General features: G+C 64.2%; 14 protein-coding genes and 1 tRNA gene. 7 read left to right on the forward strand and 8 right to left on the reverse strand.

The genetic code is table 11. The annotated features are described in order from the left end of the window. Nucleotides 1-47 precede the first annotated feature (47 nt). Complete coding sequence (gene uvrB / locus ACZ1JW_RS10235) at nucleotides 48-2237, reverse strand: excinuclease ABC subunit UvrB (protein WP_465140489.1); 2190 nt, start codon at nucleotides 2235-2237, stop codon at nucleotides 48-50. Nucleotides 2238-2348: 111 nt separating this feature from the next. Here uvrB and ACZ1JW_RS10240 point away from each other — a divergent pair, with 111 nt between their 5' ends. Both ACZ1JW_RS10240 and ACZ1JW_RS10245 read left to right on the forward strand, forming a co-directional pair. Further along, entirely contained in the window at nucleotides 2349-2897 is a 549-nt protein-coding gene (locus ACZ1JW_RS10240; RefSeq protein WP_465140490.1) for a DUF3617 domain-containing protein, read from the forward strand. A gap of 219 nt (nucleotides 2898-3116) precedes the next feature. Further along, nucleotides 3117-3911, forward strand: a complete 795-nt coding sequence (locus ACZ1JW_RS10245; RefSeq protein WP_465140491.1) for an esterase/lipase family protein — start codon at nucleotides 3117-3119, stop codon at nucleotides 3909-3911. On the opposite strand, the gene ACZ1JW_RS10250 is transcribed toward ACZ1JW_RS10245, so the two are convergent. Then, nucleotides 3908-5962 carry a molybdopterin dinucleotide binding domain-containing protein gene (locus ACZ1JW_RS10250; protein ID WP_465140492.1) on the reverse strand — a complete coding sequence of 685 codons (2055 nt, stop codon included), beginning with the start codon at nucleotides 5960-5962 and terminating at the stop codon, nucleotides 3908-3910. The genes ACZ1JW_RS10245 and ACZ1JW_RS10250 overlap by 4 nt on opposite strands. A 194-nt stretch (nucleotides 5963-6156) precedes the next feature. Between ACZ1JW_RS10250 and ACZ1JW_RS10255 the strand changes: the two genes are divergently transcribed. From ACZ1JW_RS10255 to ACZ1JW_RS10275, 5 genes are all read left to right on the forward strand, one after another. Then, on the forward strand, nucleotides 6157-7590 hold the full coding sequence (locus tag ACZ1JW_RS10255) for a circularly permuted type 2 ATP-grasp protein (protein ID WP_465123668.1): 1434 nt from the start codon (nucleotides 6157-6159) through the stop codon (nucleotides 7588-7590). Between the two features lies 1 nt (nucleotide 7591). Beyond that, nucleotides 7592-8539 (forward strand): alpha-E domain-containing protein, encoded by a 948-nt coding sequence (locus ACZ1JW_RS10260; protein ID WP_465123667.1) that lies wholly within the window; start codon nucleotides 7592-7594, stop codon nucleotides 8537-8539. A 22-nt stretch (nucleotides 8540-8561) separates the two neighbouring features. Then, nucleotides 8562-9374 (forward strand): transglutaminase family protein, encoded by an 813-nt coding sequence (locus ACZ1JW_RS10265; RefSeq protein WP_465140493.1) that lies wholly within the window; start codon nucleotides 8562-8564, stop codon nucleotides 9372-9374. Nucleotides 9375-9469: 95 nt separating this feature from the next. Beyond that, the gene (locus ACZ1JW_RS10270; RefSeq protein WP_465140494.1) at nucleotides 9470-10234 is read left to right on the forward strand and encodes a proteasome-type protease; all 765 of its coding nucleotides are present in this window, start codon (nucleotides 9470-9472) and stop codon (nucleotides 10232-10234) included. A gap of 283 nt (nucleotides 10235-10517) precedes the next feature. Further along, a complete protein-coding gene (locus tag ACZ1JW_RS10275) occupies nucleotides 10518-11138 on the forward strand; it encodes a response regulator transcription factor (protein ID WP_465140495.1) in 621 nt (206 codons plus the stop codon). 3 nt (nucleotides 11139-11141) lie between these two features. On the opposite strand, the gene ACZ1JW_RS10280 is transcribed toward ACZ1JW_RS10275, so the two are convergent. The 6 genes from ACZ1JW_RS10280 to ACZ1JW_RS10305 all read right to left on the reverse strand — a co-directional run bounded on the left by ACZ1JW_RS10280 (nucleotide 11142) and on the right by ACZ1JW_RS10305 (nucleotide 16912). Next, complete coding sequence (locus ACZ1JW_RS10280) at nucleotides 11142-11816, reverse strand: extensin-like domain-containing protein (RefSeq protein ID WP_465123663.1); 675 nt, start codon at nucleotides 11814-11816, stop codon at nucleotides 11142-11144. A 115-nt stretch (nucleotides 11817-11931) separates the two neighbouring features. Then, nucleotides 11932-12007 (reverse strand) — tRNA-Val (locus ACZ1JW_RS10285). A gap of 91 nt (nucleotides 12008-12098) precedes the next feature. Then, complete coding sequence (locus tag ACZ1JW_RS10290) at nucleotides 12099-13718, reverse strand: FAD-binding oxidoreductase (RefSeq protein ID WP_465140496.1); 1620 nt, start codon at nucleotides 13716-13718, stop codon at nucleotides 12099-12101. Continuing rightward, the gene (locus ACZ1JW_RS10295; protein WP_465140497.1) at nucleotides 13715-14053 is read right to left on the reverse strand and encodes a c-type cytochrome; all 339 of its coding nucleotides are present in this window, start codon (nucleotides 14051-14053) and stop codon (nucleotides 13715-13717) included. The genes ACZ1JW_RS10290 and ACZ1JW_RS10295 overlap by 4 nt, the downstream gene beginning before the upstream one ends. Nucleotides 14054-14157: 104 nt before the next feature. Further along, the gene (locus tag ACZ1JW_RS10300; RefSeq protein WP_465140498.1) at nucleotides 14158-14841 is read right to left on the reverse strand and encodes a TetR/AcrR family transcriptional regulator; all 684 of its coding nucleotides are present in this window, start codon (nucleotides 14839-14841) and stop codon (nucleotides 14158-14160) included. Nucleotides 14842-14938: 97 nt separating this feature from the next. After that, on the reverse strand, nucleotides 14939-16912 hold the full coding sequence (locus tag ACZ1JW_RS10305; protein ID WP_465140499.1) for a TonB-dependent receptor family protein: 1974 nt from the start codon (nucleotides 16910-16912) through the stop codon (nucleotides 14939-14941). Between the last annotated feature and the right edge of the window lie 56 nt (nucleotides 16913-16968).

Genomic DNA, 16968 nt, shown 5'->3' on the forward strand with positions numbered 1-16968 from the left:
ATACAGCGCAGGCGCTGCCAGTTTGGGTTCATTGAGGGGGCGTTGCATCACTTCCCCCACTTCGTCTTCTGGCTCTTCCCGTACCGCGTCTTCCTTGTCCCCGGCTTGCCCTCATTGCTCCGCCCGACAATCGGCGCCTTGCGATCCCCGTCCGGCAAGCCCAATTCGGTCGCCTCAAGCTTCCGGATCTCGTCGCGCAACCGGCCCGCTTCCTCGAACTCCAGGTCCGCCGCCGCCGCGCGCATCTTCTTTTCGAGGTCTTCGATGTAAGCGCGCAGGTTGTGGCCGACGAGGTTGTTGGCACCATCCGCGTCGATGTCGACCAGCACGCCGTCGCGGCTGGCGGTGTCGGCCACGATGTCGTGGATGTTGCGCTTGATCGTCTGCGGGGTAATGCCGTGGAGGGCGTTGTATTCCTCCTGCTTGGCGCGGCGGCGGTCGGTTTCGGCGATGGCGCGCTCCATGCTTCCGGTCATGCGATCGGCATAGAGGATCACGCGGCCGTCCACGTTGCGCGCGGCGCGGCCGATGGTCTGGATCAGCGAGGTCTCGCTGCGTAGGAAGCCTTCCTTGTCCGCGTCCAGAATGCACACCAGCCCGCATTCGGGAATGTCGAGGCCTTCGCGCAGCAGGTTGATCCCCACCAGCACGTCATAGACGCCCAGCCGCAAGTCGCGGATCAGTTCGATGCGCTCCAGCGTCTCGACGTCGGAGTGCATGTAGCGCACGCGCAGCCCCGCCTCGTGCATGAACTCGGTCAGGTCCTCGGCCATGCGCTTGGTCAGCGTGGTGACGAGCGTGCGATAACCGTTGGCGGCGGTCAGCTTGCACTCGTTGATGCAGTCCTGCACCTGATCCTCGACCGGGCGGATGAACACCGGCGGGTCGATCAGGCCGGTCGGGCGGATGACCTGTTCGGCGAATACGCCGCCCGCCTGCTCCATTTCCCATGAGGCGGGCGTTGCCGAAACCGCGATGGTCTGCGGGCGCATCGCGTCCCATTCGTTGAAGCGCAAGGGGCGGTTGTCGATGCACGAGGGCAGGCGGAAGCCGTATTCGGCCAGCGTCATCTTGCGGCGATGGTCTCCGCGCGCCATCGCGCCGATCTGCGGCACGGTCTGGTGGCTTTCGTCGAGGAACAGCAGGCAGTTGTCGGGCAGGTACTCGAACAGCGTCGGCGGCGGCTCGCCCGGCAGGCGACCCGTAAGAAAGCGGCTGTAGTTCTCGATCCCCGCGCAAGATCCGGTGGCGGCGATCATTTCCAGATCGAAGTTGGTGCGCTGTTCCAGCCGCTGCGCCTCCAGCAGCTTGCCTTCCTCGACCAGCTCCTTGAGCCGTTCGGTCAGCTCGAAGCGGATCGCCTGCGCCGCCTGCTGCATCGTCGGCCCCGGCGTGACGTAGTGCGAGTTGGCATAGACGCGCACGTTGGAAAGCTTGGTCCCGCTCTTGCCGGTCAGTGGATCGAACTCGACGATCTCCTCGACCTCGTCACCGAAGAAGCTGATCCGCCATGCGGTATCGTCATAGTGCGAGGGGAAAATTTCGAGATTATCGCCCCGCACGCGGAAGTTGCCGCGTCCGAAGCCCGCATCGTTGCGCTTGTACTGCAGCGCCACCAGCTTGCGGATGATCTCACCGCTGTCCACGCTCTGCCCGACCTTGAGGTCGAAGATCATCGCCGAATAGGTCTCGACCGAGCCGATGCCGTAGATGCACGATACCGAGGCGACGATGATCACGTCATCGCGCTCCAGCAATGAACGCGTGGCCGAGTGGCGCATCCGGTCGATCGCCTCGTTGGTCGAGGACTCCTTCTCGATATAAGTGTCAGACCGGGGCACGTAGGCTTCGGGCTGGTAGTAGTCGTAGTACGAAACGAAGTACTCCACCGCGTTCTCGGGGAAGAAGCTCTTCATCTCGCCATAGAGCTGTGCCGCAAGGATCTTGTTGGGGGCAAGGATCAGCGCGGGTCGCTGCAGTTCCTCGATCACCTTGGCCATGGTGAAGGTCTTGCCCGAACCGGTCACGCCCAGCAGCACCTGCGTCTGTTCGCCCTCGCGCGCGGCGGCCACCAGATCGGCAATCGCGGTCGGCTGATCGCCCGCGGGCTGGTATTCCGAGACGACCTTGAACGGCCTGCCGCCCTCGATCTTGTCCGGGCGCGCGGGGCGGTGGGGCACGAAAGTGCCGGAGGTGTCGGGCTCTTCGAGTCCCCTGCGGATAACGAGTTCGGCCATGGCGCGGATATGGGGAACAAACCGCGTCCGCGCAACCTGAGTGATGGGGCGCACTGGCGCTTTTGGGCCGAGGTGTTAGCCTCCTGCGCGGAACGAGAGAGGAAGACGCCCATGCGCGCTGCAATTGCCCTTATCCCGCTGGCCCTGCTGGCTGCCTGCAACGATGGCAGCACGGTCGAGAAGAAGAACGCCAGCACGGCAGAGGTCGCCAAGTCGGTGGCCGATGCTGGCATGAAGCTCAATCCCGGCAGGTGGGAATTGACCATGAACTTCAAGAAGTTCGACGTCGAAGGCATGCCGCCCGAGGCCAAGGCCTCGATGGCAAAGATGCTCGGCCAAAGCCGCACGTTCGCCTCGTGCCTGACCAAGGAAGAGGCCGAAAAGCCGGACGGCAAGTTCTTCGGCCAGCAGGGCGAGGACTGCAAGTACGACACCTTCACCATGGGCAATGGCAAGATCGATGCGACTATGACCTGCAAGGGCACGGGTGAGGATGCGGGCAATTCGGCGAAGATGACGCTGGCTGGCACTTACAGCCCGGATACTTACGACATGACCATGGACATGGTCGGCACCGCCCCCAACGGCAAGGCGATGGTCATGCAGATGGGGCTGGTCTCGCAGCACAAGGGTGAATGCAAGGGGGATGAGCAGGGGTGAAAGATACCCCCACGCATCACCCACCTCGTCCTCCCGGGCTCGACCCGGGATTCCGCTTTTTCTGACGCCGCGCAGAAGAAGGCAGTGGGGCCCCAGATCAAGTCCGGGGCGACGAAGTTACATTGGGCCTTCCAAGTCACTTTCTTGACGCGAATTTGAAACAATTGCCAAATGCTGGCGTTCATCCAGGGTTAGGCCGATAGAGCGCAGGCAATGGCAATGATCCTCAACCAACCTCAGTCTGAAGGCGCATTCGGGCAGGCAGTCGGCCGATTCGCGCTAGTGCGCGAGGCAATCGCGCGGCGCAGAGCGCTGGCATTCCAGCCGCGTCCGGCAGACGTGCGCGGGCCGAAGTGGCAGGCGCTGCTGGGCGAATTGCGCACCCCGGTCGAGCATTGGCAGGCCTCGCGCCAAGCACAGGTTTCAGACGAACCCGCCGTCCAGTCGCGCCCGGTCATGTTTCTCCCCGGCTTCGGCACGCACCCCGTACGGATGAAGCCGTTGCGGTTGGCGCTCGAAGCGGCAGGCCACCGCGTCAGCGACTGGGGCCTGGGCTTCAACTTCGGGCCGACCGAGGAACGCTTCGAGCGCCTGTGCGAGCGTGTCGTCACTATGGCGCGTAAGGAGGGCGAGCCGCTGGTGCTGGTCGGCTGGAGCCTCGGCGGCATCTTCGCGCGCGAAGTGGCCAAGGCCCACCCCGAAGCCGTGCGGCTGGTCGTCACCATGGGCACGCCCTTCTCCGGAGACCGCCGCGCCAACAACGCCTGGCGCGCCTACCAGCTGATCGCGGGCCATTCCGTCGATGAACCGCCGATCGGGCAGGACATGTCGGCCAAGCCGCCGGTGCCGACCGTGGCGCTGTGGAGCGCGCGCGACGGCATCGTCTCCCCCCGCTCCGCGTGTGGCCGAAAGGGTGAGAGAGACCTCGCGATTCCAATGCGCTGCACGCACCTGGGCTTCGCCGCACATCCCGAAGTGGCGGCAATGCTGAAGCGGTTGGTGGCGGGGTACTAGGCCACCTCCACTTCCACCGCGATCCCGCTCAGCGCTGCGTTGCCCGATAGAGGGTCCACTTCGTTCAGCGTGATGTCGTTGACGCTGACGCCGGGTTTGCCCAGCGCGTTGGCCATGGCGACGCCGGGGAGGGCGTGGCCCCAGCCGTGGGGGATGGAGACGGTGCCGGGCATCATGTCTTCGGTTATCTCGGCGGAAAGGCTTATTTCTCCAGCACTTGAGCGGACCTTCACGGTCGCACTGTCGGCGATGCCGCGCTGTTCGGCGTCGGTCGGGTGGATCATCACTGTGCAGCGGTCCGGGCCCTTGATCAGGCGACGGGTGTTGGCGAGCCAGGAGTTGTTGGTGCGCAAGTGGCGTCTTCCGATCAGTTTCAGACCCTCTGAAACTTCGTTGACGGGAATCTCCAACTCTCCGAGGCAGAGCATGAACTCTGGTATAGCACAGGCCACACTCTTCGAGGCAGAGCGCAGGCGGGCTGGCAACTGGCCGACAGGCGGCGGACCCAGATCGATGCCCGAAGGCGATGCTTCCACTTGTTGGAGAGTGAGGCCGTAAGGACCCGTTTGGAGAAGTCCGTCAAGCGCCTCGCGCGGGGTGGGGGACTGCACCGGTTCGCCGCTGATCGCGCTCGCCAGACCGCGCAGGATTTCCCAGTCGTGCAGCGAGCCTTCGGCCTGCGGCAGCGTGGGCGGCGAATAGACCGCGATGGTGCGCGCCGCCATCGGCAGGAGAAACAGACCATAGTGGTCGCGCTCGAGCGGGCCTGAGGGCGGCAAGATATAGTGCGCATGTGCGCTGGTGGCGTTGCGGTAGATGTCGATGGAGACCATCAGCTCGAGCGATTCCAGTGCCTTGGCCAGACGCGCGCCGTTGGGCGTGGAGAGCACCGGATTGCCAGCGACGACGAACAGCGCCTTGATCTGCCCCTCGCCGGGCGTTTCGATCTCCTCAGCCATTGCGGCGGCGGGAAATTCGCCGAGGACCGAGCGGTGGCCCGATACGCGCGAGCTGTGCTTGCCGATCGAGCCGGGGGGCAGGACGCTGACAGTATCGACCGCAGGCAGGCCGAAGACCCAGCCGCCTTCGCGGTCCAACTGGCCGGATGCGATGTTTATCAAGGAGATAAGCCAGGCGTTGAGCGTGCCGTTGGATTGGGTCGCCACGCCCATGCGTCCATAGAGTGCGGCGGGGCCTGCGGCGAAGCGGTCAGCCAGGCGTTTGATCTCGGCAAGTGGGACGCCGCAGGCGGCGGCGCAGGCCTCGCTGTCGAAGCGTTCGAGCAGGGCGGCGACTTCATCGAGCCCGGTGACAAAGTCCTGCACCGGGCGGTGGGGCTTGCGCGCCATGACCGCCTTGAGCATCGCGATCAGGAACCAGACGTCGCTGGCCGGACGGATGAACAGGTGGCGGTCGGCGATCTTGGCGGTTTCGGTGCGGCGCGGGTCGATCACGACGAGTTCGCCGCCGCGACCGCGCAAGTCCTTCATGCGATTGCGAAAATCGGGGACGGTCCACAGCGAGCCGTTCGACGCCATGGGATTGCCGCCGAGGATGACGAGCGTTTGCGTGCGGTCGGCGTCGGGAATCGGGAACATGCTGGCGTGGCCCCAAAGTCGTAGATTCGCGACCTGGTGCGGCATCTGGTCGACGGTGCTGGCGGAAAACTTGTTCCGCGTGCGCAGTGCCTTCTCGAGAATGCCGATGTTCAGCGCATTGCCATATGAGTGTGCGTTGGGGTTGCCGACATAGACCGCCGAACTGTCAGGATCGCGCGCGAGGATGGCGCGGACCTTCTCGCCGATCTCCGCAAAGGCTTGCTCGAAGCTGATTTCGTGCCAGTCTGATCCGACGCGCTTCAAGGGTTTGCGCAGCCGGTCAGGGTCTTCCTGCAGGTCCTGCAAAGCGGTGCCCTTGGGGCAAATATGCCCGCGCGACAAAGGGTTGTCCGGATCGCCCTTGATCGAGAGGATGCTGTTGCCTTCAACCTCGACCAGCACGCCGCAGTTTGCTTCGCAAATGTGGCAGGTGCGCTTGTGGACCTGTGGCATCGCCGCTCTCCGAGAACTTTTTAGTTGAGCGATTAAGTCTCATTCCAGACGCGATCAGGCAAGGGAAATTGCTTGCCGGAATCTTGCACAGAGTGCGGCAGTCAAAGTGGTGCAACTTTATTTCGCAGTGCAGCATTGGCGCGCTTGGCAAAGCTGATTCGTTGTGCAAGCTTGGGTGCAGACGGGATGTGCCTATGAAAACAACATCGCCCTCGTCCTACGACGAGATGCTCAACGCCGATGGCTCGGTGAGGCCTGCGTATGCTGGATATTGCCAGTGGTACGATCAGCAGCCACCGGACCTGCTGCGGCGCAAGGGCAGCGAAGCCGAAGCCTTTTTCCGTCGCACCGGCATCACCTTCAACGTCTATGGCAACGAAGACGCTGAAGAGCGGCTCATTCCCTTCGACATGGTGCCGCGCATCATAACTGCCCAGCAATGGCGCAAGCTCTCGCGCGGGATCGAGCAGCGCGTGCGGGCGCTCAACGCTTTCCTCCACGATCTCTATCACCGGCAGGAAATCGTCCGGTCGGGTCGTCTCCCGGCGCGCCTTTTGAAGAACAACGTGGCCTTCCTGCCCGAGATGGTCGGCTTCACGCCGCCGGGCGGGGTCTATACCCACATCGTCGGCATCGACCTTGTCCGCACGGGCGAGGACGATTTCATGGTGCTGGAAGACAATGCCCGCACGCCGTCCGGTGTCTCCTACATGCTGGAGAACCGCGAGACGATGATGGCGATGTTCCCGGAGCTGTTCACCAAGGTCCGGGTGCGCGAGGTTTCGGACTATCCGCGCCGTCTTGCCCGCAGCCTTGCCGCCTGCGCGCCGCCGGCCTGCGATGGCAAGAAACCGGTCGTCGCGGTGTTGACGCCGGGGATCTACAATTCGGCCTATTTCGAGCACGCGTTCCTCGCAGACCAGATGGGTGCCGAACTGGTCGAGGGCAGCGACCTGCGCGTCGAGAACGGGCGCATCGCCATGCGGACGACGCGCGGCTACCAGCCGATCGACGTGCTCTATCGCCGGGTGGACGACGAATACCTTGATCCGCTGACCTTCAATCCCAACAGCGTTCTTGGCGTGTCGGGGATCATGGACGTCTATCGCGCGGGCGGGATCACGATCGCCAACGCACCGGGCACCGGCATCTGCGACGACAAGGCGATCTATTCGTTCATGCCCGAGATCGTCGAGTTCTATACCGGCGAAAAGCCGATCCTGCAGAACGTGCCGACCTGGCGTTGCGCCGAGCCGGAATCGCTCAAGTACGTGCTCGACAACCTTGCCGAACTGGTAGTCAAGGAGGTGCACGGATCGGGCGGGTACGGCATGCTGATCGGGCCGACGTCGTCACGCAAGGAACTGGCAGCGTTCGAGGCCAAGCTGCGGGCAAAGCCCGAGAACTACATTGCGCAGCCAACGCTCTCGCTTTCGACCGTGCCGATCCTGACCAAGGCGGGCCTTGCCCCGCGCCACGTGGACCTCAGACCTTTCGTGCTGGTCAGCCCCAACGGGATCGACATCACGCCCGGCGGATTGACCCGCGTGGCGCTGAAGAAGGGGTCGCTCGTGGTCAACTCGTCGCAGGGCGGCGGGACCAAGGACAGCTGGGTACTGGACGACTGATATGTTGGGACGGTCTGCAAACGGCATTTTCTGGCTGTTCCGCTACCTTGAACGGGCGGAGAACATTTCCCGCCTGATCGAGGCGGGGTTCCGCATGGCGCTGACCCGCGATGCCTCCGACGCATCGGACGAATGGCGCTCGCTGATCGTGACGCTGGGCCTGAGGCCGGGGTTCGAAGCGCGGCACGGGACGGAATATACCGGCCCGCACGTGTTCAACTACATCCTGCGCGACAAGGACAATCCCGGCAGCGTCATGGCGATGACCGAGATGGCGCGGACCAATGCGCGCATGGTGCGCGGCGGGATCACCCGCGAGGTGTGGGAATCGGTCAATGACGGCTGGATGAAGCTGAAGGAGGCGCTGGCGCGTCCGGTCACGGAGACGCGGCTGGGCGACGTGCTTGACCTTGTCCGTCGCCAGTCGACGCAAGTGCGCGGTGCCATGGAAGGCACCATGCTGCGCAACGAGATCTACAACTTCGCGCGGCTGGGCAGTTTTATCGAGCGGGCGGACAACACCGCGCGCATCCTCGACGTGAAGTACTACGTGCTGCTGCCTTCGATTTCCTACGTGGGGTCGAGCCTCGACAACGTGCAGTGGGAGAACGTGCTGCGCTCTGTGGCGGGCGAGCGGGCCTACCGCTGGCTCAACGCCGGGCGCATGGACCCGCGTGGCATTGCCGAGTTCCTGATCCTCGACGGCCGTTTCCCGCGCAGCCTGGCGTTTTGCTATTCCAAGTTGCGCTCGAACCTTGCCAGCCTTGCTCGCGAGTATGGCGGCGAGATGCATTCGCACGAAATCCTGCGCGACGCCGATTGCCGGTTCCATCAGGCAACGATCGATGCGATCTTCGAGCAGGGCCTGCACGAGTTCATCGGCGGCTTCATCCGCTCCAACACTGCCCTCGCGTTGCAGATACAGCGCGATTACCGCTTCATCGATTAGGCCCCGAGGACACCATAGCCCCATGCGCCTGAGCGTAGATCATACCACGCATTACGTCTTTTCCGGGCCGGTGAGCCGCGGGATGCAGCGCCTGCGCCTGATGCCGAAGACCTCGTCCGGCCAGCGCGTGCTTGAATGGAACATGCATTTCGAGGGCGCGCAGCTGCAGGTCGAATACGACGACGCCAACTGCAACCACGTCACGCTGATCTCGTTCGATCCGGGCGTGAGCGAAGTGACCATCCGTTGCGAAGGGCTGGTCGACACCAGCGACGAAAGCGGCGTGATCGGTCGGCATTCGGGCTTCATGCCGCTGTGGCAGTTCGTCGAGCAGACCGACCTGACGCGCGCGGGACCACGGACGCGGAGTCTGCTGGCAGCGCTGCCGGACGAGCCCAACACGCTGGCAACGCTGCACGGCCTCTCGTCGCTCATCCGCGAGCGGGTGGAGTATGCGGCGGGGCATACCGATTCTGCCACGACAGCCGAAGGCGTGCTGCTGGCGGGGCGCGGGGTGTGCCAGGACCATGCCCACGTGTTCATCGGTGCCGCGCGATCGCTCGGCATTCCTGCCCGCTATGTCAGCGGCTACCTGATGATGGATGACCGCATCGATCAGGATGCAGGGCATGCCTGGGCCGAGGCCTTCGTCGAAGGGCTGGGCTGGGTCGGCTTCGATATCTCGAACGGGATCAGTCCCGACGCCCGGTACGTGCGTGTCGCGACAGGGCGCGATTATCGCGATGCTGCGCCGGTGACGGGGATAAGGTATGGTGCGCGAGACGAATCCATGCACGTGAAGCTTGCCGTGCAGCAACAGCGTGTGGAACAATAGCACCGCGCGAACGGCCTGATCGGGGGGATTCGGTCAACGCTTCGGCCAGAGCGCCGGATTGCATCGTTGCGACGGGGAAAAATCGGGGCAGGACAATGACCTATTGCGTGGGAATGGTGCTCGACAAAGGGCTTGTCATGATGAGTGACACGCGCACCAATTCCGGCGTCGACAATATCTCGGTGTTCCGCAAGATGTTCCACTGGTCGGTGCCGGGCGAGCGGCAGATCACGATCATGACTGCGGGTAATCTCGCCACGACGCAGGCCGTGATCTCGCAGCTTGAGGAGCGCAACAAGGCGCCAAGCGACCGCAGGCCGTCGATCCTCGAAGCGCCGACAATGTTCCAGGTGGCAACGCTGGTCGGCAACCTGCTGCGCAATGTGATCGAAGGGCGGCAGGAAGGCGGAATGCAATCCGAAGGGCCGCGCTTTACCGCCTCGATCATCGTGGCGGGCCAGATCAAGGACATGGAACCGCGCCTGTTCATGATCTACCCCGAAGGGAATTTCATCGAGGCGAGCTTCGACACGCCGTTCTTCCAGATCGGCGAAACCAAGTACGGTCGCCCGATCCTGCTGCGCGGCTATGACCGGACGATGAGCTTCGAGGACGCGGTGAAGCTGCTGATGGTATCTTTCGATTCCACGGTAGCGGCGAACCTGTCGGTCGGCTTGCCGTTCGACCTGATCGTGATGGAGCGCGACCGGTTCGAGCCCTTGCACCAACGGCGGATCCTTGCCAGCGACCCCTATTTCAAGTCGATCTCGTCAAGCTGGAGCGAGGCCTTGCGGCAGGCGTTCCATTCGCTGCCGGACTATACTTTCGACGGTCTGGGTGAGCAGGCCGGGGGCAACTGAGCCGGGGCGGCCAGTTTCTGCGTTTCAGTCGCTCCGACTCGGCCGATCCGGCTGGCCTTGGTTAACCGCATCTTTCCGAAAGCCAGTGTTTCGCTTTGGAAAATCCCCGCCACGAGGCGCTGGACGGGCGATTGGCGTGGTAAATTCCGATGTATTTGATCCGTTCCCGAAGCGAAGTTCCTTAGGGTGAACCTGTAGTAGCGACCATTTGCAGCGCGGTTTCGGTTCAATACGAAGCTAACCACGGTGGTCAATTGTTGCAGCAGGGTGATTACTTGCCCGCATGGTTGATCGTATCACACTCCACATTCTCGATAGCGACTCCGCCCGCCGTGCGCAGCTCGCACGACTGGCTTTCGCAGCTGGCCACCACGCGGAAATCTACGCGAGTGCCGGGGAGCTTCTTGCGCACGCGCCATCCGGCGGCCTTGTGCTGGCGCAGGACGAACCGGTCGGCGAGGGGATACGCAAGCTGATCGCGGCGATGATGCACGCCGGGCACTGGCTGCCGGTCGTCGCCATGGCCGAAGCGCCGCAGACAGCGGCAGTTGTCGCTGCGATCAAGGCGGGCGCGCTCGACTATCTTGCGCAACCGACGCAGATCGGTCCGCTGAATGAAGCGGTGGCACGTGCCACGCGCGAGGCCGACACCTTCCGCGCCCAGCGCGCCCGCGCGGCCGAGGCGCGGCAGCGGATTTCGCGCCTGTCCTTGCGTGAACGTGAGGTGCTCGACCGGTTGGCGGAGGGATGCAGCAACAAGGCCATCGCCCGCGAACTCGACATCAGCCCGCGCACCGTCGAAATCCACCGCATGAAGATGATGGGCAAGCTCGGCGCGCGCCATGCTGCCGAAGCGGTCCGCCTGCGCATCGAAGCCACCGGGCTGGACGACGTGGCGGCCTGATCGTCAGCGGCAGAACGGCTTGAGGCCGCCGGGCTCCAGATGGAGATGATCGCGGTGGTCGGCGTTGTAGTCCGGGGTAAGCACGGTGCCGAAGCGCTTGCAGGCGCTGTCGCGGATCGTCCGCAAGAAAGCGCGGGTCTGGGGCGAGGGTGAATTCCAGTCGTTGGCCACGGTAATGCGGCGCCCGTCGGCAAGGCGAAAGCCCGCAACGTCGATCGCATTGGCTTGTGCATGGGCAGACAGGCGCGTGGTGCCCGCCACGTTGCGGCACGAATAGCTCCCCATCGTCTCGATCCGCACCAGCGGGCTGCCAAGGATCTGCCGTGCCGCCCGGTCCACCCCAAATCGCGCCCAGCCTTGCAGCGCCGTGGCGGCGGGGCACGATACGGGCCCCAGGTTGGTGACATCAAGCCGCCCCTCGTCCCCCTGCAGCCAGCCCAGCTTGACCGTGCCCAGCGTGGCACAGCCTGCGCCGTAATACTGGTCCGCCAGCGGTGTGAAACTGGCGCGGGTCGTGCCCAGGTTGGCAAGGCACGCGCGGGTCTGCGGCGATTGGCTGAGCGAGGTGCCCGTACCACTGCGCGAAGGCTTGCGCACGGGCTGTTCGGGCGATCCGATGCACCCGGCGAGCAGCACCGTCAGCGAGGCAGCAAGGATGGCGCGAGACGCTCTGGCCATGGCCTGAGAATCGCACGACAATCGCGCGCACGCAACACGCGTCAACACCACTACGGCGCAGCTCTGCTCCAACCCGGCGTGTGATCGCGATGAATGGGGAAACGGCGTCCGGGAATGGTGGGCGCTGACGGGCTCGAACCGCCGACCCTCTCGGTGTAAACGAGATGCTCTACCAACTGAGCTAAGCGCCCCGGCGTGCCGGAAGCGGGCTATTGCTAGGTTTTTCGGGGTTGGTCAAGGGTTGCCCGGCATGAACTGGTTCAGGCATGCCGGGCTGGCTTCTCAGGCAATCCCCTGCTTGCCGGGCGAGAGGATGTGGTTGGGGTCGAGCGCCTGCTTGAGGCGGGCGTTGAGGGCGCGGTTGGCATCGCCATATTGCTGGGCGACGAGGTCCATGGTGTTGACGCCAGTGCGGTAGCTGGCCCAGCCGCGCTCGCCGAAGCGGGTGATCATCTCACGGATGCAGTCGTCGGCCTTCTTCTCCTCGACTGGATCTTCCTTGTCATACTGGATGAAAATCAGGTGGTGCAGTTCGCGCCCGCCGATGGCGTAGGCGACCGAGTAGTCGAAGCCGTATTTGCCGAGGACTTCCTTGGCGAGCTCGGTTTGCCGCTGCGTCTCTACGCCCTTGGCCGGGGCGACCGGCGCGAAGCAGCACATGCCGCCGCCGCGCCAGCGCATGATGCCCTTTTCTTCAAGCGTGAGCTGGCCCGACATCAGGTTCTTGTGGTGCTCAAACCACAGGTTGCCGCCCATCTCCTTTTCAGTCAGCACTTCGCCGCCCGAGGCCTCGAACGCACGGCGCACGATCGGTTCGACCGCAGCGATGATCTCGTCGGTGCCATAGAGCGCGAAGTAGGTGTTCCACATGCCAAGGCCTTGGCTTTTCGCAAAGTCGCGCACGACATCGTCGGGGATGCTCTCCGGCTTGTCCCACAGCTCCTCGCGGCGGTGGAACATCGCAATCTGGTAGGCCGCGCCCATCATCAGCACGACGTTGGGGATGAGGTTGTTCATGCGGAACGGGCGCATGGCGTCGACGATCTTCGAGACGTCGCCCATCTCGTTGTGGCGGACCATGAACGGCTTGAACGCGGGCGGCCTGGGCATCAGCCAGAAGCCGAGCTTGGTGACGATGCCGAAGTTCGACTGGGTGAAGATGCCGTCGATGTAGGGACCGTAGCCCCACTTGAACGCCTGCCAGGTGGTGGAGTTCTTGACGCTGCCCATGCCGGTTCGGACCACCGTGCCATCAGCGAGAACCACTTCCATGCCGCACTGCATGAAGAAGTGGTCGCCATAGGGCGTGTAACCGACCCCGCGCTCGAGCGTATTGCCGAGCGGCGAGACGATCGGGCCGACTGTCGGCACGTCGAGCCAGAACGGCAGGTTGTGCTCGTCGAGGTAGTCACGCAGGTCCTGGTAGGTGACGCCGGGTTCGACCAGCGCGGTGCCGAGTTCAGCGTCGATCTCGATGATCCGGTTCATGCGCTTGAGATCGAGGATCATCTGTCCGCTGCTGGCAGGCGTGGCGCAGCCATAGCCCATGTTCTTGCCGGTGGAGACGGTCCACAGCGGGAGCTTGTATTTGTTGGCGATCTTGAGGATCGCCTGCACTTCCTCGACCGAGGCCGGAGCAACCGCACCCGAAGGCACATGCTCGTGGCGCGGATCGGGGGTGAAGCTCTTGGCGTAGGGCAGGGTGCTTTCAGGATCGGCAAAGACCCACTCCGCACCAACGACGGCGCGCAGCTCTTTGCAGGCGGCGGCAAAGGCACCCTTGTCGAGATGGACCGGCAATTGGCGCGGGCCGTCTAGCGGCGAGGCGAACGCGCTCGATCCCAGCATGGCGGCACCTACGGCCCCGGTGCGGATCACGTCGCGGCGGCTGATACCGGTCATTCGCCATTCTCCTTCGGGTCGGCTTTCGAGGCATTGAGCCACTTGGCGAGGGCCTTGAGTTCCACGTCGCTGATCTCGGTCGGCCGGAAGGCGACCATGCCGCGCGGGCCGGTGCGCACGTATTGCTCGATGATCTCGGGCGGCAACCCGCGCCCGCGGATGATCGGCGCCACGTGCCGGCCGTGGCAGTAGCCGCAGGTCTTGGCGTAGATCGCTTCGGGTGGCCTTGGAGCGGTGGTGGCCGCGGGAGAGGCAGCGGCAAGCGCCGTCGTGCCGATTGCGCCCAACATCAGGCTGGTGCCGATCCAAAGGCGCGGACCTGTCAAAGCCGCCATTCCCGTTTCTCCCAAGTTCCGGCTCTTGTCGGCCGGACACGGTTGATCTCTTCAATCCGACAATATGTCCGATTGAAGTTGGATATTTTCAATCTTGCAGATCGTCAAGTTGATTCTGGAATGGGGGCCAATGCCGGAAGTGGGCGGTTGGCAATCTCGGCGGCGATTTGCGCGCTCACGCCAAGGCCGACGAGGATCATCTGCGCAATCCGTTCGGGATAGTCGGCGCTTTTGTCTTCCCGCAGCATCGTCGCGAATGCAGCCATGGTCGTGCCTAGAATGGCGTCCCGGCCCAGGGCGCTGTCGTCGATGGAAAGCTGCCCCGCGGCGATGGCCTGCGCGACGGTTCCCTCAGCCTCCCGGAAGGTCTCCGCGCCAAAGATCACGCCGTTGGCGCTGAGGTTGATCATCGAGCGGCCCCAGCCCGGCACTTCGCGCACGCGGTGGAGATAGAAGCGGATGGCGACGGTGATGCGTTCGCGCGCGTCTTCCAGCAGCGAGATGGTGTGGCTCACCGCGCTGAGGAAATCGTGGGTCACTTCATAGCTCACCGCCTCGCGCAGTTCGGCCATGCCCGAGAAGTGATCGTAGAATGTGGCGCGGGTTATCCCGGCGCGCTGCGAGACGTCCTCGATGCGGGCATAGAGGCCATCCTCCTCGCCGAACAGTTCGAAGGCTGCGGCGATGACCTTGGCGCGGGTCTTTGCGCGGCGCTGGCGGCCAAGCTCGAGCCTGCGCGCCTTGTCCGACCTTCCGTCTGGCCTCCCCTCGGCCTTTCCCTCTGTCACGCTTCACCCCGATTGCTGAAGTGGGGGTCTTAAACCGATCGGACAGTTTGCAAAATCGGGAAATGGCGGGCGGGAACTGCTCCCGCCCGCGCATCGATCAGAAGCGGGCGCGCACCCCGGCATAGGCGGCGCGGCGTTCCACAGGGTAGTAGATGGCCGAGGCCGCGTTTGCGGCGATCACCGCGGCGATATCGCCGACGGCCTTCTTGCCGGTGATGTTGCGCAAATCAGCGAACAGCTCGATCCCCGATGCGACCGTTGCACCCGCGCTGAGCGAGAGCAGCGCATAACCTGGCGCGCGGACCGTGTTGCGGTAATCGGCAAACGCGCCTTGCGGCACCCATTCCACGCTCGGCGCGATGTGCAGCGCGTCGCGTCCGATCCGCACTTCGCTGCGCAGGACATGGCGCGGCACCACCGGCAGGCGGTTGTTGCCGAACTGCACGTCGTTCCGGAAGGTGAAGTCCGAATATTGCCAGATCTGGCGCAGGCGCAGCCATTCCAGCGGCTCCCATGACAGGCCCGCCTCGATGCCCTGATGGCGGGTCTTGCCCGCGTTGAACGTGGCCGCCGGGATGCCGACGTTGGCGTCGGGCGTATACTGCAGCATCTCCCCGGTCAGGTCGGCGCGGTAGGCCGAGATGTCCCATTGCACCGCGCCGATCCGCCCGCGCGTGCCGGCTTCTGCCGTCCATGCACGTTGCGGGCGAACGGGTACGAAGGCTGCCTGCTGGGCGAGTTCGACGAAGGTCGGGAATTCGGCCGAGCGGCTGTAGTTGGCATAGACCTGCACATCTGCTGCCGGCCGCCACAGCGCGCCGAAGCGGGGCGAGAAGGCATCGAACGAGGCTCTGCCGGTGACAGCGGATGGCACTTCGCGCACCTGCTCGCGCCAGCCATCGGCATAGATGCCGCCCGCGATCAGGGTCAGGCTCTCGACCGGCGAGACGCGCACCTCGCCATAGAGGTTGGACGTGCGCGCCTTCTGCACGGCGCGGAACGTGAGCGCGCCGCGCTTGCCATTGTTGTTCACGAACTGGCGCGCGCGGGTGGTGCCCCAGCGCGATTCCCCGCCGATGGTCAGCGAAACGATGCCTGCTTCCCACTCGCCCCGCGCGAAGAGGCCGCGATCTTCCGACTTCTGGTCGATCACCATGAAGATCGGGTGGTCGAGCTGCTTGGCGTTGAAGAAACCGCCAAACTCCAGCTTGCCGCCGCCGATGTCGAGCGTGGTGCGGTTTTGCAGGCGCAGCGAATCGATGTCGCGCGCCTGATCGCCGACGATGTTGCCCTTGCGCGGGTTGTCGATCGCATCGGTGAGGCTGAGCGCACCGGGTAGCTTCTGGCGGATCGCATTGGCGCTGGCATAGAACCGCGTGGAGATACCTTCGCCCAGCTTCAGCCCGACATTGCCGTTGAAGCGGAGCGAGCGCCGCGTCGCATGGATGCGGTCACCATTGTGGCGGTCGGCGCTGATCGCGGCCCAGGCGTTGGCGCGCTCGTCACCGAAGCCTGCCGAGACAAGGCCGCGCCGGAAATCAAACGAGCCGCCATCGAGCCTCGCATAGATGCCGTGCGCTTCATCGCCACGCGGGGTCACGCCGTTGATCGCCCCGCCCAGCGTGCCCGAGCCAAAGCGCAGCGCATTGGCACCGCGATAGACTTCGAGGTGATCGAGGAAGATCGGTTCGAGTTCCTGAAAATCGCCGTTGTCGTCAGCCAGATTGATCGGCACGCCATCCTGCAGCAGCGTCAACCCGCGCATGTGGAAGCTGCGTGACAGGCCGGAACCACGGATCGAGATGCGCACCTCCTGCCCGAAACGCGGTTGGGTATAGACGCCGGGTGAGAAGGCGAGCGCATCACGCAGTGAGACGACGGTGCGGTCGGCATAGTCCTCGTAGGACACGACATCGGCCCCTCCGGGCGTGGCGGCAACTTGCGTTTCGGCCACTTGCGCCTGCGCGTTGCCGGTGACGATGATGACGGGGTTCGCGTCTTCGGCATGGGCGGGGACGGACAGGGAAAGCGCAGCGGCAAGCGGAGCCGTTGCAATAGCTTGGGAATTCATCGGAATGTCTTTCTGACAATCGCCGCCAACCGCTTGAACGGGGCGGCGATGCTGGA

It is taken from the genome of Novosphingobium sp. BL-A-28-Hi1-0D (genome assembly GCF_055521755.1).